General features: G+C 48.3%; 17 protein-coding genes. 14 read left to right on the forward strand and 3 right to left on the reverse strand.

The genetic code is table 11. The features are described 5' to 3' along the window. Positions 1 to 244: 244 nt before the first annotated feature. Together V3C10_10020 and V3C10_10025 are read left to right on the forward strand one after the other, a co-directional pair. The gene (locus V3C10_10020; protein WVP64118.1) at positions 245 to 1,921 is read left to right on the forward strand and encodes an acyl-CoA dehydrogenase family protein; all 1,677 of its coding nucleotides are present in this window, start codon (positions 245 to 247) and stop codon (positions 1,919 to 1,921) included. Between the two features lie 190 nt (positions 1,922 to 2,111). After that, complete coding sequence (locus V3C10_10025; protein ID WVP64119.1) at positions 2,112 to 2,360, forward strand: hypothetical protein; 249 nt, start codon at positions 2,112 to 2,114, stop codon at positions 2,358 to 2,360. A 154-nt stretch (positions 2,361 to 2,514) separates the two neighbouring features. Here V3C10_10025 and V3C10_10030 read toward each other — a convergent pair whose 3' ends face one another. From V3C10_10030 to V3C10_10040, 3 genes are all read right to left on the reverse strand, one after another. After that, a complete protein-coding gene (locus V3C10_10030) occupies positions 2,515 to 3,975 on the reverse strand; it encodes a nicotinate phosphoribosyltransferase (protein ID WVP64120.1) in 1,461 nt (486 codons plus the stop codon). Between the two features lie 174 nt (positions 3,976 to 4,149). Continuing rightward, positions 4,150 to 6,252 carry an EAL domain-containing protein gene (locus tag V3C10_10035; protein ID WVP64121.1) on the reverse strand — a complete coding sequence of 701 codons (2,103 nt, stop codon included), beginning with the start codon at positions 6,250 to 6,252 and terminating at the stop codon, positions 4,150 to 4,152. A gap of 225 nt (positions 6,253 to 6,477) precedes the next feature. Further along, positions 6,478 to 7,389 carry a MurR/RpiR family transcriptional regulator gene (locus V3C10_10040; protein WVP64122.1) on the reverse strand — a complete coding sequence of 304 codons (912 nt, stop codon included), beginning with the start codon at positions 7,387 to 7,389 and terminating at the stop codon, positions 6,478 to 6,480. Positions 7,390 to 7,620: 231 nt separating this feature from the next. Between V3C10_10040 and V3C10_10045 the strand changes: the two genes are divergently transcribed. From V3C10_10045 to V3C10_10100, 12 genes are all read left to right on the forward strand, one after another. Then, positions 7,621 to 8,568, forward strand: a complete 948-nt coding sequence (locus tag V3C10_10045; GenBank protein WVP64123.1) for an alpha/beta hydrolase — start codon at positions 7,621 to 7,623, stop codon at positions 8,566 to 8,568. Between the two features lie 98 nt (positions 8,569 to 8,666). Then, on the forward strand, positions 8,667 to 9,614 hold the full coding sequence (locus V3C10_10050; GenBank protein ID WVP64124.1) for a hypothetical protein: 948 nt from the start codon (positions 8,667 to 8,669) through the stop codon (positions 9,612 to 9,614). Positions 9,615 to 9,735: 121 nt separating this feature from the next. Continuing rightward, on the forward strand, positions 9,736 to 9,861 hold the full coding sequence (locus V3C10_10055; protein WVP64125.1) for a hypothetical protein: 126 nt from the start codon (positions 9,736 to 9,738) through the stop codon (positions 9,859 to 9,861). Then, positions 9,861 to 10,043, forward strand: coding sequence for a hypothetical protein (locus tag V3C10_10060; protein ID WVP64126.1), 183 nt, complete (start codon positions 9,861 to 9,863; stop codon positions 10,041 to 10,043). Before V3C10_10055 ends, V3C10_10060 begins: the two co-directional genes overlap by 1 nt. A 13-nt stretch (positions 10,044 to 10,056) precedes the next feature. Beyond that, complete coding sequence (locus V3C10_10065; protein WVP64127.1) at positions 10,057 to 11,415, forward strand: sodium/glutamate symporter; 1,359 nt, start codon at positions 10,057 to 10,059, stop codon at positions 11,413 to 11,415. 12 nt (positions 11,416 to 11,427) lie between these two features. Continuing rightward, a complete protein-coding gene (locus tag V3C10_10070) occupies positions 11,428 to 12,273 on the forward strand; it encodes a DUF6282 family protein (GenBank protein WVP64128.1) in 846 nt (281 codons plus the stop codon). 546 nt (positions 12,274 to 12,819) lie between these two features. Beyond that, a complete protein-coding gene (gene ileS / locus V3C10_10075) occupies positions 12,820 to 15,960 on the forward strand; it encodes an isoleucine--tRNA ligase (GenBank protein WVP64129.1) in 3,141 nt (1,046 codons plus the stop codon). Between the two features lie 16 nt (positions 15,961 to 15,976). Continuing rightward, complete coding sequence (locus V3C10_10080; protein WVP64130.1) at positions 15,977 to 18,430, forward strand: glycogen/starch/alpha-glucan phosphorylase; 2,454 nt, start codon at positions 15,977 to 15,979, stop codon at positions 18,428 to 18,430. After that, positions 18,431 to 18,967, forward strand: a complete 537-nt coding sequence (locus V3C10_10085; GenBank protein WVP64131.1) for a hypothetical protein — start codon at positions 18,431 to 18,433, stop codon at positions 18,965 to 18,967. A 113-nt stretch (positions 18,968 to 19,080) separates the two neighbouring features. Further along, positions 19,081 to 19,995, forward strand: coding sequence for a SpoIID/LytB domain-containing protein (locus V3C10_10090; GenBank protein WVP64132.1), 915 nt, complete (start codon positions 19,081 to 19,083; stop codon positions 19,993 to 19,995). Between the two features lie 40 nt (positions 19,996 to 20,035). Beyond that, entirely contained in the window at positions 20,036 to 20,809 is a 774-nt protein-coding gene (locus V3C10_10095) for a M23 family metallopeptidase (GenBank protein WVP64133.1), read from the forward strand. A gap of 425 nt (positions 20,810 to 21,234) precedes the next feature. Then, on the forward strand, positions 21,235 to 21,828 hold the full coding sequence (locus V3C10_10100) for a lactate utilization protein (GenBank protein WVP64134.1): 594 nt from the start codon (positions 21,235 to 21,237) through the stop codon (positions 21,826 to 21,828). The last annotated feature ends 104 nt before the right edge of the window (positions 21,829 to 21,932 follow it).

Raw genomic sequence — 21,932 nt, forward strand, 5'->3', positions numbered from 1 at the left:
TAGGAAACACCCATGATAGAAACGACCTCCGGGCAGGATGCATACCCGAGCGAAGTTCCAATATGCCTCTATGCGGTTTCGCCCGTCACGAGAGTCTGCACGCCGAAATTTTTCTTACCTAAAAATAAAGTTTGACAAAAACTGGAAACAGGTATACTATTAGAATATGATAATGATAATAATTACTATTATCTAATACGCGGTCAGATTTTACAATGAGAAGAGATGAAGGAGGAACTGAGATATGTCATTTAAAACAAGTGAGCAGCACGAAGAATTGAGAATGAGAGTCAGGGCGTTTGCAGAGGCCGAAGTAAAGCCATATACCTTTTTACTGGATCAGAATAATGAATTTCCAACGGAGGCGATCCGCAAGTTTGGGGAGATGGGACTGATGGGAATCCCTTATCCGAAGGAGTACGGTGGTGCAGGTCTGGACGCACTCAGCTATGCCATTGCGGTGGAGGAATTATCCAGAGTGGACGGAGGAACCGGCGTGATTCTTTCGGCTCATGTTTCCCTGGGAAGCTACCCGATTTATGCATACGGCACCGAGGCCCAGAAGCAGAAATATCTTGTTCCCCTGGCAAAGGGGGAGAAGCTGGGAGCATTCGGACTGACGGAGCCGAACGCGGGAAGTGATGCAGGCGGAACCGAGACAACGGCGGTTCTGGAAGGTGATTATTACATCTTAAACGGCAGTAAAATCTTTATTACAAATGCGGACAAAGCCGACACCTATGTTGTTTTTGCCGTTACCACACCGGGCATTGGAACAAGGGGAATCAGCGCTTTTATCGTAGAAAAAGGCTGGGAAGGTTTTTCGTTTGGAACTCACTATGACAAGATGGGAATCCGTTCATCCGCTACGGCAGAGCTGGTTTTCAAAAATGTGAAGGTGCCCAGGGAAAATCTCCTTGGCAAAGAAGGAGAGGGCTTTAAGATTGCCATGAGCACTCTGGACGGAGGACGAATCGGAATCGCCGCCCAGGCTCTTGGAATTGCCCAGGGAGCTTATGAAAATGCCCTTGAATATGCAAAAGAGAGAATCCAGTTTGGTGAACCGATTGGCAAACAGCAGGGAGTATCCTTTAAAATCGCCGATATGGCTACAAAGCTGCGTGCCTCCCGTCTTCTGGTTTACAGTGCGGCGGAGCTGAAAGAAAAACATGAACCGTTCGGTATGGAAGCGGCTATGGCAAAGCAGTACGCATCCGACTCCTGTGTGGAGATAGTTAACGAGGCGCTCCAGGTATTTGGCGGAAGCGGTTACATGAAGGGCATGGCAGTAGAGCGCGCTTACCGCGATGCGAAAATCTGCACCATTTATGAGGGAACAAATGAGATTCAGAGAGTTGTCATCGCCGCCTCCATCCTTGGAAGGATGAAGAAAAAAGAGGCTGCACCGGGAAAGAATGAGGCGGCAAAACCGGCATCCAGAAAAGGAATGGTGCTGCGTTTCGGCTCCATGAAAGACAGAGTGGAATCTCTGGTTTCCGATTTGAAGAAGGAAGGCATCGACTTTTCACTCCGCGTGGATCCGGCGACTCCAATTGCCGCTGCAGAGCGCGTCGTAAGCGCAGGACAGGGAATAGGTTCCATTGAGAACATGGAGTTAATAAAAGCCCTGGCCGAGAAAACGGGCGCAGCAATCGGCTCCTCAAGGCCCGTGGCAGAGATGCATAAATTTGTCGGCATGGACCGTTTCGTCGGAATGTCCGGACAGAAATTTAAGGGCAAACTCTACATCGCCTGCGGCATATCCGGAGCGGAACAGCATCTGAAGGGAATTACGGATGCCGGAATTATCGTGGCAATCAACAATGACCCGGATGCACCGATCTTCCAGAGCGCCGATTACGGTATTGTGGGGAATCTGGAGGAAGTGATTCCGATGATTCTTAAAGAGTTGGGAAAATAATTGGGATGTAAGGACGCCTCTGAAAGACGGCGGACGGCGCTTCTCAGGTATCCAAAGAAACGTAGTGGACGCGTCAATACCTCCTCCACTTGAAAGAATAGAACAAATCAGCCTCCGCAGGCCGCGGTTCAGGATGGTACCTTCGCGCCTTCAGTCCCGGGCCACAACCTGACTGTGGGGGAGGAGGGGTATGTTACTGTTCTTGTGTGTATTTCTGTCCCCTCCGATAGCGGCAGTTCTGGCGGCAATCTCCGTATGGCGCTATACACTGCGTTCCGGTATCACGGACGGCACATTTACCGTCAAATCAGAAAATTATGAAACAGGTTCCGGCTCATTCGGCCGGCTTCATCTGTCGGATGATTATGGGGATAGACTGCGCAGCCATCTTCGGGCGGGAGAGGGTTATACCTGCCTTTTGAGGAAGGATTCAGTGTAAAATTCAGCGATTCAGGCTAGAGGAGCAGAAACGGCATAAACAGGCAGACAGAAATCCGCTTCTGACTATTATAGTTCAGAAGCGGATTTCTGTCTGCTATATTGAGTTGCAATGAAAAGTTCACGAAGCATGCTTTTCGTTGTAATGAAATATTCTAATTGTTATAGTGATAACTGTCCAGGAGCTGGTTCTTCATATGCCACAGTTCGTTGGATAAATCCACATGAATTTCATGAGGGTTTACAAGACGCCGGGACTCGTCCCAGAGCGTTTCCTGTTCCTGTTTGCAGTAGGTGCGGATATCCATAACCTTCGGAGACTGGTAAATGCACTCGCCGTTCTTAAATACAGGGACGAGCAGTTCACGGAGCGTATAGGAACCGGGGGCCAGATGGGTCTTTTTCCAGGTTTCCACCGGATCGAAGAGCAGCAGCGAATTATTTTTGTCGTAGGATTCATCAACCAGGCAGATCAGGTCGGCAATGATTTTTCCGCTTTCCTTATCATAAACTCTGCGGATTGTCTTATTTCCGGGGTTTGTAACCTTCTCCGTATTTTCAGACAGTTTGATCTTCGGGATGAATTTTCCGGTTTTCTTATCCTTGATGGCGGCCAGCTTATATACGCCGCCGAACGAAGGACAGTCCTTGGAGGTGATCAGATTGGTTCCGACACCCCAGGAGTTAATGGTTGCTCCCTGAATCTTTAAGCTGTCGATCAGGTATTCGTCCAGATCGTTTGAGGCGGAGATGGTGGCATCCGGGAAACCGGCCTCATCCAGCATCTTTTTCGCCTTTTTTGACAGGTAGGCAAGATCGCCGCTGTCTAAGCGGATTCCGTAGAAGGTCAGCGGAATTCCAGCTTCGCGCATTTCCTTAAATACCTTTATCGCGTTGGGGACACCGGAGTTCAATGTATCATAAGTATCAACAAGGAGAATACAGGCGGACGGATAAAGTTTCGCATAGGTGCGGAATGCGGTCAGCTCATCCGGGAAGCTCATAATCCAGCTATGTGCATGAGTGCCCTTGATCGGCACGTCGAAAAGCTGGCCGGCCAGTACGTTGGAGGTGCCGATGCATCCTGCAATCATCGCTGCCCTTGCTCCGTATGTTCCGGCATCCGGACCCTGGGCGCGGCGAAGGCCGAATTCCATAATTCCGTCCCCGCGGGCGGCGTAGACGATGCGCGATGTTTTGGTGGCAATCAGGCTTTGATGATTGATGATATTTAAAATCGCAGTCTCCACCAGCTGGGCCTCCATGATGGGGGCGATCACCTTTACGATGGGTTCACGCGGAAATATGACCGTACCTTCCGGGATTGCATAGATATCGCCGGAGAATTTGAAGTGGAGCAGGTAGTCGAGGAAATCTTCGTCAAAAAGTCCCACGCTCCTCAAATAGTCCACATCTTCCGGCTCAAAATGAAGATTTTTTACGTATTCAATTACCTGTTCCAGTCCGGCACAGATGGAAAATGCGTTGCCGTCCGGATTGCTTCTGTAAAAAGCGTCAAAGATGACGGTTTCATTGGCATCCTTTTCCTTGAAATATCCCTGCATCATCGTTAACTCGTACAGGTCTGTCAGTAATGTCAGGTTCCTTTGGTACATAGTCTTCTCCTTAGTTTATCTTGTTTAATGGTAGTGAGGTGGTGTACGTGACTCGCACTAAGCTCGTGAAAAACCTCACTAAGTGCTCATAGTATACCACAAATTTGGGAAAAAACAAAAGAATGATAAAAAAATGTCATATAAATCAATTTAGGGTTATTATTCACACGGAAGTCATTCTTCCTCTGCTGCACAGAAGGCCTCTGTGAATTCAGGAAGCGCCAGGGGGCGGCTGTAGTAATAGCCCTGGAAGATGGTGCAGCCCAGCTTCAGCAGTACATCCCGGTGTTCTTTTGTTTCCACATATTCTGCAACGACGCGGCAGCCCAGTTTTTTGGACATCTGAATCAGGCCGGATATGATCTCCTGGGAGCGTTCATTGGACAGGAGCTGCGATACAAGCTGTCCGTCCAGTTTGACTTCGTTGAAGATATCCGACTGAAGCTGGAGGATGGAATTGTGTCCCATCCCGAAGTCATCCAGGCTGAAGCCGATTCCGTTGTTTTGAAGAGGTTCTATCTGTTTTCTGAGATAGTCCGATATTTCCAGCGCCGCCCGTTCGGTGATCTCTAATACGAAATGGATGTTCGTCAGGTTATAACTCTGTATCGTAAGAAGCACATCATGAAAAAAGTCATTGCCATGGATCTGCTTTGGCGAGATATTAAAGGAAAGAAAGACATCATCTTTTATTTTCTTTTCCAAATTTCTGGCATCCGTACACGCTTTGTTCAGGAGGTACCAGGTCAGTTCATTTAAAGTTCCGCTTTCATAGGCCAGACTGATAATCAGCGGAGGGGAGATATATCCCGCTACAGGGTGATTCCAGCGGAGAAGGGCCTCCATGCCATGAAGCTTTTCCCGGTCGGAAATCTGGGCCTGATAGAATAGCTCTATCTGCCCCCGCTTGATTGCATTCTGCAGATCCATGGACAGGGTTTTTGCATAATGGTAGCAGGTGTAGCTGTGATGGAGATAACGGGGAATCATACCCGTCTTCTCACCTGTGGCCATATCCTGTTCCATTTGGTGTATGGCCTGTTTGAATTTTTCAGTTTCATTTTGTTCACTCCGTTTGATAAACGGGATATAGATCAGGGTGCCGATCATAATATTTACAAGCTGTAAAATACTGCCGGCCACGGATCCGGTGGCCTTATAGCCGCTTAAAAGCACCGGGACGGTCCATTCCACAGAATGGGTCACGACGGGAACCAGGCCGATGCCGGTGGCCAGGGCGCTTATAAGTGTCAGGACAACCGGGGTCAGGACAAAGGGGATGAGCATTGTAAAGTTAAAAATAATCGGAAAGCCGAATACGGCAATCTCGCTGATATTAAATAACGCGGAGGGAAACGCTACAAGAGACATCTTCCGGTTGTGGCTCTTCTTCGAAGCAAGGCAGAGAGCCAGTACAAAACTAAGGGCAGTTCCGCATCCGCCTAAAAAGACGAAGGTATCTAAAAATGTCTTTGAATAGATTTCAGTGGGGATTTTACCGGCTAAAATCAGGGCGCTGTTGATTTCCACATTCTGTTCAAACAGCCTCTTGGAAACGGCATCCAGTGTGTTCGTGCCGTGAATTCCCATGAACCAGAGCAGGTGTGTGATTACAACATAAAGCAGGATACCGATTATATTGCCGCTCAGGCCTCCAAACATTCTCAGGAACAGGAAGGAGCCGAAATTGGTGATGTTATTACTGCCCCAGGCCATACGCAGAAGATATCCGGATAGGGTAAAGACAGAAATAACGGCCGACACAGGTAAAAGGCTCTGGATAGAGAGATTGAACAGATATTCCGCTCCGATGGTATGGAGCTTTTCAAAACGGCTGCAGAATAACAAAATGCGCCGGAAAAGGGAGCAGGACAGCAGCGTGATGCACATGGCTGTAAAGACCCATTCGGCGTTGAATATGTAATCGTTCTGGCCGCTGATTCCACCGCAAAAGGCGAGAAAAGAGCAGACGGAAACAAGGGGATAGATAAGAAAACGGTCGGGTTCCGACAGCATTCCATAAGAAAGGCTGATTGTAATGGAGAGAACCAGGGCAAGGGAATTCAGACTGATATTATATATGGTATCCAGAAGCGTGGAAAGCATTCCATCCATCCAGGAAATGAGGAAAGTCTGATAGCTGTCACTGGGGAAGTTCCTGAACAGCAGGGCAAATGAACCTAAAATGAGAACGGGGATCGCGATAGTAAGGCCCTGTCTCACTGCCTGGGCCCAGATAGAATTTTGAAATTTTGCGATGGATTCACGGCGGTTCATAAGGATTTCCTTTCGACGGCTGCATTTGTTGTAAAGTATACCACATTGCTATGAAAAAAACAAACTTCAAATATGTATTTACAGGTTCCGGCACGTTTCAGATGGAGGCGCATTATCATCCGGACTGCTTCCGTACAAATAATAGAAATACTCCCTTTCAGGCAGATGAGCAAAAATAAGACTCATCTGCCTGAAAGGGAGTATTTCTATATTTTCCAACTTGTTTTAGTTTGTGGTTTTATCCATGTCATGGAAATCTTCTTTTTTGTTTTCCCAGATTTGAAGCTTATTTTCCGACAGGATCCGGTTTAGCCGGGCGTCACGTTGGCTTTTCTGTTTTCCCAGCCTTCTACCGATTTCGAGCAGCAGCATATCCGCAACTAATATATTGGGAGTCATAATCAGCCCGTATTCAGTTAGATCACATGCAATTACGGCACGGAAGCAGTCGATATCCACATCATCTAATGAATCGGTGGTAATTAGGATTGCAGGGATACCAAGCCGTCTGCACAGGTGGATTACATTCGAGGTATTGATCGCATAGGGCCTGGAACCAAAGATCAGAACTAGATCTTTGGGAGTCATCCGTGACAAATAGTCGTAAATGTAAGATTCATAGCTGCTCAGGATTGTAATATTGTCCATTTCGGATGAGAGGGAGACTCCTAAAAAGTAAGCGGCGCTGTGGGTGGAGCGGGAACCGAACAGATAAACATGATCGGCGTTGAGAATTTCGTCGCAGACAGCATCCAGCTGGGTATAAAAAACAGGAGTATCAAGCCCCATGATAAAATCCTGGCAGTCATGAAACCAGTCGGAATAACGCTTCCACTGTCCGTTCGTACTCATTTGATAATTACGCTGTCTTAATTCATCCAGTGCCATATAGGTGTCCTTGGCACTGGACAGGATAGAGCGCTGAAGGTCCTTTTTATATTCATTATAGCTATTGTAGCCAAGGGAATTGACAAAGCGTATGATCGTCGTGGTGCCGACGTTTGTTTTCTCTGCGGCTTCGGCGATGGTCAGCCCGCTGGCCTCCAGTGGATGTTCCAGAATATAATTGCAAATCTGACGCTGGCGTTTGGGTAAAATGAAACTGGCTGATTTAATTCGTGTCAACAGATCTTCCAAGGCGGTTTACCATCCTTTCTTTAATTCATAGGAATATTATATACTATTTTAAGAAACTAATCAATCGGAAAAAATAATGTTATATCACACAATTTAACCAAAAAGTAACCGTTTTGATATGGAAATTATTAAAATGGAATAAAAACGGTATAATTATATTGACAAAATGAAAGAAAAGTGGTATAAAAATAATTATAAAAATTCCGTTTTACTAGAAAGGAAGGGACTGTTATGAAAACAGGAAAAGTGGAATTCTATTCCCGCGGTATGAAAATTGCCGGTTCAGTGTACCTGCCGGACACCTATCAGGAGGGAACAAAACTGCCCTGCATCATTCCCACATCCGGCATTACCGGGCTAAATGCAGTCTATCCGGCACTGATGGCCCGGCTGTTTACACAGTACGGCTACGGCTGTCTGGGATTTGATTACCGTGGCTGGAAACCAAGTGAGGGTGAGGTAGGCATGACGAATTTTAACAGCGAGTACGAAGACATTGAAGCTGCCTATATTTTTGCTCAGCAGCAGCCGGAATTTGATGCTGAAAATATTGCCTTGTTCTGCTGGGGATTCTCTGGGCCGATCGGTATCCGGTTTGCAGTTGATCATTGGAAAATCAAATGTGTCGCTATTGGCAACAGCTTTGCCAATGGTGAGAGGGCGTTCCGCAATACGCTTTCTTTTGAAGATTTTTTACTGCGCGAAAAGTGGGCGGAAGAGGATCGCATTAAGCGAGTTTTAACCGGCAAGGGTGATGTCCTGGATCCATATCATTTCAACCAGCCTATTGATGACCACAATGGAGGTAAGTCCAGCTATATTGACGGAACCGTCCGAAATCTTGCTCCGGATTTACCGGATAAGATTGCCGAATGGTACGGCGGACTTGAAAATTTCCCACCTAAGATGCCCTGGACCTGGTGGGATGATCATATGCGAATCGACGCGGAAGAATATGTGGGTAAACTGGAGCCCCGTGGCCTCTTTATTCTGACTGCGGACAAAGATGTGGGATATGGTTCCATGTATGAAAGCCGGATGCTTTATAAGGCGGCTGGTGCTGGTGCGGTCCTGTTTACCGTGGATGGTGCGCACAATGATTTCATGTATGACAACCACCCTGAATTCATCCGCATGGGGAAGGCGCTGGTAGCGTTCTACGATTCCTATATGAAGTAAAGGGACGGGTACTGAAGCCAGAAACTGATTGTTTCCTGAACTATGGTGTATGGTGCAGGAAAAGCTCATTGTACAATAAAAAGAGGAGAAGGAGAGTAATGAAGACCAGACCAGTAGAATTTTATTCCCGTGGTACAAAACTGTTTGGGACCGTATATTTACCGGATGACTATGAAGAAGGGACAAAACTGCCGTGTATAATACCTATTTCCGGCGTGACAGGATTCAATGCGGTTTATCCGGCCCTGATGGCCCGCATGTATACAAAGCATGGTTATGGCTGTCTGGGATTTGATTTCCGGGGATGGAAACCCAGTGACGGTGATGTCACTAAGACGAATTTCAACAGCGAATATGAGGATATAGAGGCTGCGTATATCTTTGCCCGGCTGCAGCCGGAATTTGAGCCTGATAATATCGCCCTGTTTTGCTGGGGATTTTCAGGACCCATCGGAATCCGCTTTGCAGTGGATCACTGGAAGATCAAATGTGTTGCAATTGGAAACAGCTTTGCTAACGGTCAGCGTGCTCTGCGCAATGTGATGTCTTTCGAGTATTTTTCCCATCATGAGGAGTTTGCGGAGAAAGATCGCATTCAGAGGGTGATGACGGGACAGGGAGCTATGACCAACGTGTACCTGTTCAGCCAGCCGGAGGATGACAGGCTGGGAGGTGCCTCCGACTATGTAGACGGCACAATCAGAAAACTGGCGCCCGGCCTTGCGGAAGAGATTAGCGGTTACTATGGTGGCCTGGAGAATTTTCCGCCCAAGCTTCCCTGGTCCTGGTGGGATGATCATATACGCATTGATGCGGAGGAATATGTGGGGAAACTGGCGCCGCGCGGCTTGTTTATTGCAGCGGGCGATAAGGATACCAGCTATGGCTCTCTGTATGAAGGAGAGTGTCTGCTGAAAGCGGCCGGTGCCGGCGCCGTCCTCTTTCCAGTCCACGGAAGGCATAATGATTTTATGTATGACGATCATCCTGAATTCATCCGCATGAGTAAGGCGCTGGTAAAGTTCTATGATTCTTATATGAAGTAAAGAGGTATTTGTAAAAACAGGCAATAGCCTGTTACCGTTCATATATCCTGCTGTTTAGGGGAAAGCGGCAGGGTATAGGAACAAATTTGGGGATACGTTTTTTTAATTAAGGGAGGGACTTATGGAAGGCAACAACAAAAGAATGAACACCTGGAATGTAGTATTCGTCGGCTGTCCCATCACAATTCAGGGAGAGCAGCTCGGCTCATATGTGAAGGGACGTGTGATTCCGGGGAAACCAGGGTAGTGGGAATCGACGGCCGGATCAAGGCGGAAGTTGATTTTCCACAGGAGGCAGTCCTGCTGTGTGATGTTTCTCTGGAGGAGATTCGCAAAGCCAAGGCGGAATATTACAGTCTTATTGAAAACAGAAGACCTCAGGATTATACCCTTTTATGCGAAACCAATGTGACGAAACGAATTACTTAGAGGGGGAAAGTATATGTTATCTTATTTTGAATCATTTAATGCGACGGCTTTTATGATTGACTTTTTCTGGGCATCTCTGTTTTTGGCGATTGGCACTGTTCTGCGCGCAAAGCTTAAATTTCTTCAAAACCTGTTTATCCCTTCTTCTGTGATTGCAGGAATATTTGGTCTGCTGCTTAGTGGTGAATTTTTAAATGTGATTGGTTTTTCGGACCAGGCGGGAAGCTATCCAAGCGTTCTTATTATTCTGCTTTTTGCCACTATGTTGACGGGGCATCAGAAAAAAACGACCGGTGCGATGCAGAAGATCTGGGGATACCGCGATACAATATGGACGATGTTTATGTGGAGTTTTATGCAGTTCGGCCTTGCTATTTTGGTCAGCTTTATCCTGTCAAGAACTCTGATGCCAAATCTGTTTCCGGCCTTTGGCCTTTGTATGCCAGGCGGCTTCTATGGCGGTTACGGCTATGGGAGCGCTATAGGCGGTGTATTGGAAACCTATGGCCTGGACAACGGTGTCGGTATTGGCTGTACCTTTGCTACCATCGGAATGGTGGTTGGAATTGTGGGAGGAATGATCAATATCAACATTGCAAATCGCAGAGGCTGGCTTAGGTTTACAAAAAAGCTGGGGGACATACCTGCCAGTGAACGGACCGGCCTTATTCCGCAGGAGCAGCGCACCAGTCTCGGCACAGCCACTATGAATCCGGGATCTATCGATCCTCTTGGCTTCCACGTTGTAATCATGTTTGCCGTTGCAGGACTGGCCTGGCTTACAGAGTATTATGTGAAGCAGGCCGTCGGCATAGATATTCCGGCGCTCTGCCTTGCACTTATCTATGGAGCCGTCTTGCAGGGAATATTGAATAAAGGTGGCGCCGGCCATTATGTTGATAAGGCAGTTATGACCAGGCTCGGTTCTACAGTAACGGATTTTCTGGTGTTTTTTGGCTTCTGCACCATTCGTAAGGATGTGATAGCGGAGAATTGGCCGGCGATTTTAATTTTCTCCCTGTTAGGCATTGCGGTCAATTTGTTTATGCTTTTTGTGATATCTCCGCGCAGCTTCCATGATAACTGGTTTGAACGTGGGATTATATTTTTTGGTGAGTTTTCCGGCGTTATGGCTACCGGCGTTACCCTGCTTAGGGTGGTCGATACGGATAATCAGAGCGGAGCATTGGAGGGGGCCGGCGTGGCGTCGATTCCGTGCAGTTTCTGGGATTTATTTCAGGTCGGTATGTATCCAATCTTCTGTGGCGTAGGCTTTACCGGCCTGATGGGAATTTTGGTAACCGCGGGTGCACCGCTCATGTTTATTCTTATGCTTCTTACAAAATGCTGGCATAAACCGTTGAATAAATAGAAAGGAAATATTATGGAAGGTGATGCAGATGAATTACTTCGGGGTGCCTATGATTTGCATATGCATTCGGCTCCTTCCCCCTTTCACCGGTTACTGGATGATTTCCAGCTGCTTAGAGAAGCGGGACAGGCGGGGATGGCGGGGATACTGCTGAAAAGCCATTATGAATCCACCGCTGTCCGGGCAGAATTGGCAAATCTGTATGCGGGGAGTTCTGCAAAAGCCTATGGAGCAATTGCCCTGAACTGGCCGGTGGGAGGCCTGAATCCCTATGCCGTATATAATGCCTTGAAGCGCGGGGCAAAAATCGTATTTATGCCTACCAGGGATGCAAAAAATTGTCTGGCCTCCGGTGATATGCCAGGAGATTTTTTCCGGCGGCCCGGAATTGGAATTCTGGCGGAGGATGGACGTCTGAAGCCGGAGGTGATTGAAATCATGGCGGCAGTGAAGGAGTACGGCGCTGTGTTGGCCACTGGTCATATAAGTCCTGAGGAGAGTATCCTTCTCTGTAAGGCCGGAATTCAGGCCGGTGTCCGTATGATTATGACTCACCCGGAGTTTGGCCGGACCAGGATTCCGGCCGAGGTACAGAAGGAACTGGCAGAACTGGGCGTATACATAGAAAAATGCTGGTACAATATTGGGGAACAGGAATGCTCAGCGGCGGAGATGGCCGCCCATATCAGGACAGTGGGGGCTTCCCGCTGCTATATGACGACGGATCGCGGACAGTCTGATCGGGAACATCCAGTGGAAGCGATGAGAAGATTTTTGATTTCCATGTCTGAACAGGGTATCAGCCGAAGTGATCTTGATACGATGACCCATGTTTTGCCGAAAGAGATTGTGTGCTGAAAAAGGAGGAAATTAGTGTGAAGCAGATAATATAATTAATATTCCGGCGGCTATGCCGGAATTTGCAGAAATGACAGCTAAAAAATGAGACGAGGAAAAGGGCTGCCAGGCACTAAACATGCTGGTGGCTTTTTTTGATGTTTTGTAAGCTAATCGAGGAAAATCAAGGGAAATCAAGGGAAATCCGGAACAGCGGTCTTGACAAGTGCATGGAAAGTGTTTACAATTAAACGGATAAGTACAAATAGGAAATAAAAAACTAAAATGTACAAAGACTTTGATAGAGACAGTAGTTCCGTCATGAAAACCAAAGCGAGGCCGGGGCGGTGGGAGCCGGCTGTGAGTAGGGCGGTAATGAAGATCACTCTGGAGTTTCAGGCTGAACCTGATGCCCGACGGCGTCATGAGTAGGTTTTGACGGGATCCCCCGTTACAGGGAGCGCATATGAACGTATGCAGTAATAGGTGGTATAACAAGTAGGCCCTTGTCCTGTTACAGGATAGAGGCCTGTTTTTTTATTATATGGGAATTAGGAGGAATGAATCATGTACGACAAAGTCTCTACAAACCTAAACTTTGTAGAAAGAGAGAAAAATATTGAAAAGTTCTGGGCTGACAATAAGATCTTTGAGAAGAGCATCGACAGCCGGAAGGACGGAGAAACCTATACGTTTTACGACGGACCGCCAACGGCCAATGGAAAACCGCATATCGGCCATGTCCTTACACGCGTTATCAAGGATATGATCCCGAGATACCGCACCATGAAGGGATACATGGTTCCTAGAAAAGCGGGCTGGGATACCCACGGTCTCCCGGTGGAGCTGGAGGTTGAGAAGAGCCTCGGCCTGGACGGCAAGGAGCAGATTGAGCAGTATGGTCTTGAACCGTTCATCGAGCACTGTAAAGAGAGTGTCTGGAAATATAAGGGAATGTGGGAAGATTTTTCCTCCACGGTCGGTTTCTGGGCCGATATGGATGATCCTTATGTAACCTATCACAACGAATATATCGAATCCGAGTGGTGGGCTTTAAAGAAGATCTGGGACAAGGGCCTTTTATACAAAGGTTTCAAGATTGTGCCTTACTGCCCCCGCTGCGGAACCCCGCTTTCCAGCCATGAGGTGGCACAGGGATATAAAGATGTAAAAGAGCGTTCCGCCATCGCAAGATTCAAAGTAAAAGGCGAAGACGCCTATATCCTGGCATGGACAACAACACCGTGGACTCTGCCGTCCAACGTGGCCCTCTGCGTAAATCCGGTGGAATCCTATGTAAAAGTAGAGATGAAAGAGGACGGCACGGTATATTACCTGGCCGAGGCGCTCTGCGATACGGTTCTGGGAGAAGGCGCCTATGAGGTAAAGGAAAAATATACGGGAAAAGACCTGGAATACAAGGAGTACGAGCCGTTATTCGATTTTGCCGTAGAGCTTGCTAAAAAACAGAACAAAAAAGCATACTATGTGACATGCGATACCTATGTTACACTGACGGACGGTACCGGCGTCGTACACATTGCGCCTGCTTTCGGTGAGGACGACTCGAAGGTCGGAAGAAATTATGATCTGCCGTTCGTTCAGCTTGTCAATGCCAAGGGGGAGATGACGGAAGAGACACTCTGGCCGGGAACGTTCTGCAAGAAAGCGGATCCGATGGTTCTTGAGAACCTGAAAGAGAGAGGCCTCCTGTTCTCAGCTCCTGTATTTGAGCACAGCTATCCGCACTGCTGGAGATGCGACACTCCGCTCATCTATTATGCAAGAGAGTCCTGGTTCATCAAGATGACAGAGGTGAAAGAGGATCTGATCCGCAACAACAATACAATCAACTGGATTCCGGAGAGCATCGGCAAGGGCCGTTTCGGCGACTGGCTGGAGAATGTCCAGGACTGGGGCATCAGCCGTAACCGTTACTGGGGAACGCCTTTAAATATCTGGGAATGTGAATGCGGCTGCCAGCATTCCATCGGCAGCATTGAAGAATTAAAGAGCATGTCGGAGAACTGCCCTGAGGATATTGAACTTCATCGTCCATATATCGACGAGGTGACAATCACCTGCCCGAAGTGCGGAAAACAGATGCACCGTGTGCCGGAAGTAATCGACTGCTGGTTCGATTCCGGCGCCATGCCGTTTGCACAGCATCACTATCCGTTTGAGAACCAGGAGAAATTTGAGCAGCAGTTCCCGGCCGACTTTATCTCCGAGGCCGTGGATCAGACGAGAGGCTGGTTCTACTCCCTGCTTGCAATTTCCACGCTGATCTTCAACCAGGCCCCGTACAAGAATGTCATCGTTATGGGCCATGTCCAGGACGAGAACGGACAGAAGATGAGTAAATCCAAGGGCAACGCGGTCGATCCGTTCGACGCACTGGAAACATACGGAGCGGATGCCATCCGCTGGTATTTCTATGTCAACAGCGCGCCATGGCTGCCGAACCGTTTTCATGGCAAAGCCGTTATGGAAGGCCAGAGAAAATTCATGGGAACGCTGTGGAATACCTATGCATTTTTCGTTCTCTACGCAAATATAGATAATTTTGATGCGACACAGCATCAGCTGGAGTATGATAAACTTCCGGTAATGGATAAATGGCTGCTGTCCAAACTGAACACGCTTGTGGGCAAGGTGGACGACGACCTGGCTAACTACAGAATCCCTGAGGCTGCCAGAGCTCTCCAGGATTTCGTGGACGATATGAGCAACTGGTATGTCAGAAGAAGCCGTGAGCGTTTCTGGGCAAAGGGAATGGAGCAGGATAAAATTAATGCTTATATGACCCTTTACACAGCGCTTGTCACCGTGTGCAAGGCCGCCGCTCCGATGGTGCCTTTCATGGCGGAGGATATTTACCAGAACCTTGTAAGAAAGATTGATAAAGAAGCGCCCGAGAGCATCCATCTCTGTGATTTCCCTGAGGTTGATGAAAAATGCATCGACAGGGAGCTGGAGTCCAGAATGGACGAAGTACTGAAGATTGTAGTATTCGGCCGCGCTGCCAGAAATACGGCCAACATCAAGAACCGCCAGCCGATCGGCAGGATGTTTGTGAAAGCGGAGACGGCTCTCCCTGAATTTTATCAGGAGATCATCGAAGATGAGCTGAATGTAAAAGAAGTGAAATTTACGTCCGATGTGCGTGATTTCACATCCTACAGCTTCAAACCGCAGCTTAAGACGGTTGGGCCAAAATACGGAAAACAGCTTGGAAATATCAGGAAAGCGCTGGCTGAAATCGATGGAAATACGGCAATGGATACGCTGAATGAGACGGGAAGCCTGAAATTTGACTTCGACGGCACAGAGGTTATCCTGACGGCAGACGACCTCTTAATCGATACGGCCCAGGTAGAGGGTTATATCTCAGAGGGAGACAATTCCGTGACAGTCGTGCTTGATACGAATCTGACGCCGGAACTGATCGAAGAGGGATTTGTCCGCGAAATCATCAGCAAAGTCCAGACCATGCGTAAGGAAGCCGGTTTTGAGGTCATGAACCACATCAACGTGTTCCAGGATGAGAACGATACGATTGCGGCCATCCTTAAAAAATATACGGAAGAAATCAAGAGTGAGGTTCTGGCGGACAACATTATGCTGGGACAGACCGGAGGATATGCAAAAGAATGGAATATCAACGGTGAGAAGGTCATGTTGGGTGTAGAGAAGACCACCGACTGATTCAGGAGGATAACAAATGCAGACTTTTAATAAGGAAGCTATAAAGAGAAGTATTATTGACAATGTGAAAAACCAGTTTAGAAAGACCATCGACGAAGCGACGCCGCAGCAGGTTTACCAGGCCGTGGCGTATGCGGTAAAAGATGTGATTATCGACAATTGGATTGCGACCCAGAAAGCATTCGACGAGACAAAAGCCAAAAGGGTGTACTATCTTTCCATGGAGTTTCTGATGGGCCGCGCCCTGGGCAATAATATTATCAATCTGGGAGCACAGACGGAAATCAGGGAAGCCCTGGAAGAACTGGGCTTTGACTTAAACGCAATTGAAGACCAGGAGCCGGATCCGGCTCTTGGCAACGGCGGCCTCGGCCGTCTCGCCGCCTGCTTCCTGGATTCCCTTGCCACACTGGGATATCCGGCATACGGCTGCGGCATCCGTTACCATTACGGCATGTTCAAACAGAAAATTGAGAACGGCTATCAGATCGAGGTGCCGGACGAGTGGCTGAAGAACGGTTATCCGTTCGAAATCCGGCGCGCAGAGTATGCGACCGAGGTTAAATTCGGCGGCTACGTGAAGACGGTCTGGAACGGACAGCGCAACGTGTTTGTCCAGGAAGGATACCAGTCCGTACAGGCAATTCCTTATGACATGCCGATTGTCGGCTACGGCAATAACGTAGTCAATACGCTGCGTATCTGGGACGCCCAGCCAATCAATACCTTCAGCCTTGCCGCATTCGACAAGGGAGATTACCAGAAGGCGGTAGAGCAGGAGAACCTGGCTAAGAACCTGGTGGAGGTGCTTTATCCCAACGACAACCACTATGCGGGCAAGGAACTGCGTCTGAAACAGCAGTATTTCTTCATTTCCGCCAGCCTTCAGGTTGCGATTAAGAAATTTAAAGAGCAGAACGGCGACATCCATAAGCTTCCGGAAAAAGTAGTATTCCAGATGAACGATACGCATCCGACCGTTTCGGTTGCGGAGTTGATGAGGCTGCTTCTGGATGAAGAGCATCTGGAGTGGGAGGACGCCTGGGCGATTACGACAAAATGCTGTGCCTACACCAACCATACCATCATGGCAGAGGCTCTGGAAAAATGGCCGATCGAGCTGTTCTCCAGACTGCTTCCGCGTATTTACCAGATTGTCGAGGAGATCAACCGCCGCTTCTTAATCGAGGTGGGGGAGAAGTATCCGAACAATTACGAAAAAGTGAAGAAAATGGCCATTATTTTCGACGGACAGGTAAAGATGGCCCATCTGGCTATCGTGGCCGGTTTCTCCGTCAACGGCGTTGCCAGACTTCATACGGAGATTTTAAAGAAGCAGGAGCTGAAAGATTTCTATGAGATGATGCCTGAGAAATTCAGCAACAAGACGAACGGCATCACCCAGAGGCGCTTCCTGCTCCACGGCAATCCTCTGCTGGCCCAGTGGGTGACAGACAAGATTGGCGACGAGTGGATTACGGATCTTCCCCACATCAGCAAACTGGCTATCTATGCGGATGACGAGAAGTGCCGCCAGGAATTCATGAATATCAAGTACCAGAACAAGCTGCGCCTGGCAAAATATATTAAAGAACACAACGGAATCGATGTCGACCCGCGCTCCATTTTCGATGTGCAGGTGAAACGTCTCCATGAGTACAAACGCCAGCTGTTAAATATCCTCCATGTTATGTATCTCTATAACCAGCTGAAGGATAACCCCAATATTGAAATGGTTCCAAGGACCTTTATTTTCGGGGCAAAAGCGGCGGCAGGTTATCAGATTGCGAAGAAGACAATCAAACTGATCAACTCCGTTGCCGATGTGATCAACAACGACAAATCAATCGGCGGTAAGATTAAGGTTGTATTTATCGAGGACTATAAAGTGTCCAATGCAGAGATGATTTTTGCCGCATCCGACGTCAGCGAGCAGATATCCACGGCCAGCAAAGAGGCGTCCGGCACCGGTAATATGAAATTTATGCTGAACGGAGCCCTTACCCTGGGAACCATGGACGGGGCCAACGTTGAGATTGTGGAGGAAGTAGGCGAAGAGAATGCCTTCATTTTCGGCCTGACCTCCGATGAAGTTATTAATTACGAGAACAACGGCGGTTACAATCCGGTTGAGATTTTCAACACCGACCAGGAGATCCGCCGCGTGCTGATGCAGCTTATTAACGGCTACTATGCGCCGCAGGATCCCGAGCTGTTCCGTGATATTTACAATTCTCTTTTAAATACGAAGAACAGTGCGAAAGCCGATACCTATTTCATTCTCAAGGATTTCCATGCATATGCCGAGGCACAGAAACGGGTGGAAGAGGCATACCGTGATGAGAAGAGATGGGCGAAGGCCGCTATGTTGAATGTGGCATGTTCCGGCAAGTTCTCCTCCGACCGGACGATCGAGGAGTACGTAAGGGATATCTGGCACCTGAAAAAAGTAAAGGTAGAGATGGACTAAATGAGAACCAGTTTTCTTTCAAAAAACCATTCCAGGAGCAGGAGAACATCAGTTTCCCTGCCGGTCGTTCTGGCCCTGGCCCTGTTTATTATTTCGGTGGTTAGTTTTATCACCTTTTCCGCCAGCAGCAGCGCCCAGGCGGAGAGGATTCTAAAAAAACTGTACACATCGGAAAAGGCGGAGGAACTTGAGGAGGCGGCCAGCGTCGGCCTGCCCCGGATGTATGAGGAGCATTTTGCCGGAGATTTAACCGACAATGGAAAAGACTCACTTCTTCCCATCGGAATCCCCTACACGCTGTATTTACAGCAGCTTGGGGCTCCGGTGGAGCGCATCTATGCACAGCCGCCGGAACTTGTGAAGGAAGAGGATAACGGAAAAACCGTCAGCTACCGGTACACGGTCGAGACGGAGTTTTATCTGGAGAGAAGACTTGAGCCGGTCGCGCCGGTGGTCAGGAAAAAATTTATCGGTACGATTACGCTCCGGAAAACGGGATTTTTAAAATGGAAAATGGATGCCGTTACCGCCGGGTAAGATGCGGGGGCATCCGGGTAATTGAATAGAAGTGGTTGGAATAAGAATCCGGCCCGTTACATAAAATGATAATGCGATATCTATTATTTTATGGAACGGAGCCGGTTTTTTATATGAGAAAAGCAGCAGCAATCTGCCTGATGGCAATTTTGATACCATACATAGCGACACTCGCCTGGACAGGCCGTGTAGAGGGAAATACGGAGAGGGGGAACTTATCGGGCCGGGTGGTCCTTCTGGACCGCGACGGTTCCATGTCGCCGGTGGATATGGAGGAATACCTGATTGGGATTACGGCGATTCAGATTCCGGCGGAATACGGCGAGGAGGCAATCAAAGCCCAGGCCATTATCGCCAGGACCTATCTCTGCCGGCAGATGCAGGGAAAAGACAGGATCGAGGAGTCGGCCCTGGATCTCGATTACCTGGAGCAGAGCCAGATGGAGGAGATGTGGGGCAAGGCCGATTACCTGACGAATTATAAAAAAATCAGGGATGCCGTCCAGGCAACGGCCGGGCAGGTCATCGAATATAACGGAGATTACATAGAACCTTTATTTCACCGTTTGAGCGCCGGGAAGACGAGAACCGGGGATGAACTTCACCCTTATCTCGTTTCGGTGGACGCAGGCGAGGATGTGGAGGGAGAAAACTATCTGGGAGTATATACGTTTACCAGGCAGGAGATGGCCGATAAGCTGAATTCCATGTCCGATTCGCCGCAGGTCAGGCCGGAGGATGTGCTGGAGAGCATCCAGGTTATTAAAAAGGATGAGGCCGGGTACGTGGAATCGATTCAGGCCGGGTCAAAGAGCTACAGCGGGGAGGAGATCCAGTATGCTCTGGGACTTCCGTCACCGGCCTACACATTCGAGGCCGCGGAGGGAAATGTAAGGTGCACCGTCAAGGGGCTGGGCCACGGATACGGCTTTGATCAGTACGGCGCCTCGCTAAAAGCGGCGCAGGGGTGGACGGCGGAAAAAATTCTGGAATTTTATTATAAAAATATTGTTGTAGTTTTTGAATAAAAAGCTTCGGTCAGGTAAGAATATAACCGAGGTGATAAACGTGAAAAATAAGATGAATCAGTTGTTCAAGGACAAATTGTTCCTTGTCATGATGGTGTTAGGCCTGCTGACTATAGTAGCTGCGGCAGGAGCGGTAAAGATTAGAAAGGGAGACAACATTAACGAGCAGAATCCGTACCTGGAAGCGCCACAGACCCAGGGTATCCTTGCGGAGAACATACCGCAGAACAAAACCGGAAACGGTGGTAAGACGGAAAATGCAGAGACGAGGGCCCAGGCGGCGGGAAGTTCAGACGCTTCCTATTCTTCCGATGATAAATCAGACTCCGCAGACAAAGGAGAAAACACTGCCAAAGCGGCAGGGGCAGCAGATGGCGCAGTAGGAGCGGTTACGCTCAATTACAGCGGAAAACGCGACCTTCAGTGGCCGGTCAGAGGAAATGTAGTGCTGGATTACAGCATGGATACAACCATTTATTTCCCGACCCTTGACCAGTACAAATGCAACCCGGCCCTGATTATACAGGGAGATGTAAGCGATCCGGTCAGCGCACCGGCGGATGCAAGAGTCCTGGAAGCCGGCTCCAATGAGGAGATTGGCAATTATGTGGTTCTTGACCTGGGTAATGAGTACACAGCCGTGTGCGGCCAGCTTAAGGACGTACAGGTGGCGGAGAATGAGTATGTGACAAAAGGAACTCTGCTTGGATACGTGTCAGAACCCACAAAGTATTATTCAATTGAAGGAAACAACGTATATTTTGCGCTGATGCACGACGGACAATCTGTCGATGCCCTTGACTATCTGGAATAAACAGAAAAGAGAAAGAACTGAGAAAACTGAATAGTGAAAAAAACATAAAAGTACCGCGGCGGTTTACGGAAGGAATTTCTTGCGTAAAGTGTGGCGGCACTTTTATAGTTACTGAAACTAGTTACTATTCACAGCCCCGCTGTAAAGCGCGGTTCTGCGAACAGTAACACGCTCTGCGATGCACAGAAACGGCAAAAAACGCCGTTTCGCGCCGCAACCCTCGGGTTTTCTGTGACTTCCGCTACGCTCCACTCACAAAAAACACCTCGCGGGATATCGGCTGTGAACAGTTACTGAAACTATTTCCTTTTCAGGTTTACTTCCTGCTATGACTGGATGTATAATGGAGAAAGCAGGTAATATCCATGGAGCATGGAATTAACGGGCAGTAAATATTTGTGATTGTAGTAAAAAGGAGAACTGCTATGAATCAGGAATTGCTGAAAAAGAATTTTGAAAACCACGGTTTTAAAACGGCTTTTTTTGCGACGGGCAAAGAGGCGGCCGACTATCTTACGGACCGGATACAGGGGCACAAGGTCTCTATCGGAGGCAGTATGACGGTTAAGGAGATGGGACTTTTTGAACTTCTCAGGGAGAAGAATGAGATGGTATGGCATTGGGATGTCCCGGGAAGGGATACTCTGATGAATGCCAGGACGGCGGATGTTTACATCAGCAGCGCCAACGGAGTTTCGGAGACAGGAGAACTGGTTAATATCGATGGTACGGGAAACCGCGTCTCCCAGACACTGTATGGACCGGAAAAGACATATTTTATTGTTGGAAGCAACAAAATCAGGGAGGACCTGGCCGGGGCGATGGACCGGGCAAAGAATGTGGCGGCCCCAAAGAACGCCAAACGCCAGAACTCCGCCACGCCGTGTGCGGTGAAAGGTGACCGCTGTTATGACTGCAGCAGTCCGGGACGAATCTGCCGTTCCACCGTGATTATGGAACGGCCATCCAATGGGATGGAAGTTGAAATTATATTTGTGGACGAGCCGCTGGGTTATTAACGGCAGGGCATGCGTATAGAAAGTATGAATATGCCTGATTTCTCAAATTTTAATAATTCTAATGGAAAAATCATGATTTGTTCACAAAGTTTTCAAAGGGGAGC

The organism is [Clostridium] symbiosum (genome assembly GCA_036419695.1).
GTDB lineage: Bacteria > Bacillota > Clostridia > Lachnospirales > Lachnospiraceae > Otoolea > Otoolea symbiosa_A.

What these genes read in the sequence shown, in the direction of transcription:
- V3C10_10020 (WVP64118.1), top strand. Translation starts at nt 245, where the DNA reads ATGTCATTTAAAACAAGTGAGCAGCACGAAGAATTGAGAATGAGAGTC.
- V3C10_10025 (WVP64119.1), top strand. Translation starts at nt 2,112, where the DNA reads ATGTTACTGTTCTTGTGTGTATTTCTGTCCCCTCCGATAGCGGCAGTT.
- V3C10_10030 (WVP64120.1), bottom strand. Translation starts at nt 3,975, where the DNA reads ATGTACCAAAGGAACCTGACATTACTGACAGACCTGTACGAGTTAACG.
- V3C10_10035 (WVP64121.1), bottom strand. Translation starts at nt 6,252, where the DNA reads ATGAACCGCCGTGAATCCATCGCAAAATTTCAAAATTCTATCTGGGCC.
- V3C10_10045 (WVP64123.1), top strand. Translation starts at nt 7,621, where the DNA reads ATGAAAACAGGAAAAGTGGAATTCTATTCCCGCGGTATGAAAATTGCC.
- V3C10_10050 (WVP64124.1), top strand. Translation starts at nt 8,667, where the DNA reads ATGAAGACCAGACCAGTAGAATTTTATTCCCGTGGTACAAAACTGTTT.
- V3C10_10055 (WVP64125.1), top strand. Translation starts at nt 9,736, where the DNA reads ATGGAAGGCAACAACAAAAGAATGAACACCTGGAATGTAGTATTCGTC.
- V3C10_10065 (WVP64127.1), top strand. Translation starts at nt 10,057, where the DNA reads ATGTTATCTTATTTTGAATCATTTAATGCGACGGCTTTTATGATTGAC.
- V3C10_10070 (WVP64128.1), top strand. Translation starts at nt 11,428, where the DNA reads ATGGAAGGTGATGCAGATGAATTACTTCGGGGTGCCTATGATTTGCAT.
- ileS (WVP64129.1), top strand. Translation starts at nt 12,820, where the DNA reads ATGTACGACAAAGTCTCTACAAACCTAAACTTTGTAGAAAGAGAGAAA.
- V3C10_10080 (WVP64130.1), top strand. Translation starts at nt 15,977, where the DNA reads ATGCAGACTTTTAATAAGGAAGCTATAAAGAGAAGTATTATTGACAAT.
- V3C10_10085 (WVP64131.1), top strand. Translation starts at nt 18,431, where the DNA reads ATGAGAACCAGTTTTCTTTCAAAAAACCATTCCAGGAGCAGGAGAACA.
- V3C10_10090 (WVP64132.1), top strand. Translation starts at nt 19,081, where the DNA reads ATGAGAAAAGCAGCAGCAATCTGCCTGATGGCAATTTTGATACCATAC.
- V3C10_10100 (WVP64134.1), top strand. Translation starts at nt 21,235, where the DNA reads ATGAATCAGGAATTGCTGAAAAAGAATTTTGAAAACCACGGTTTTAAA.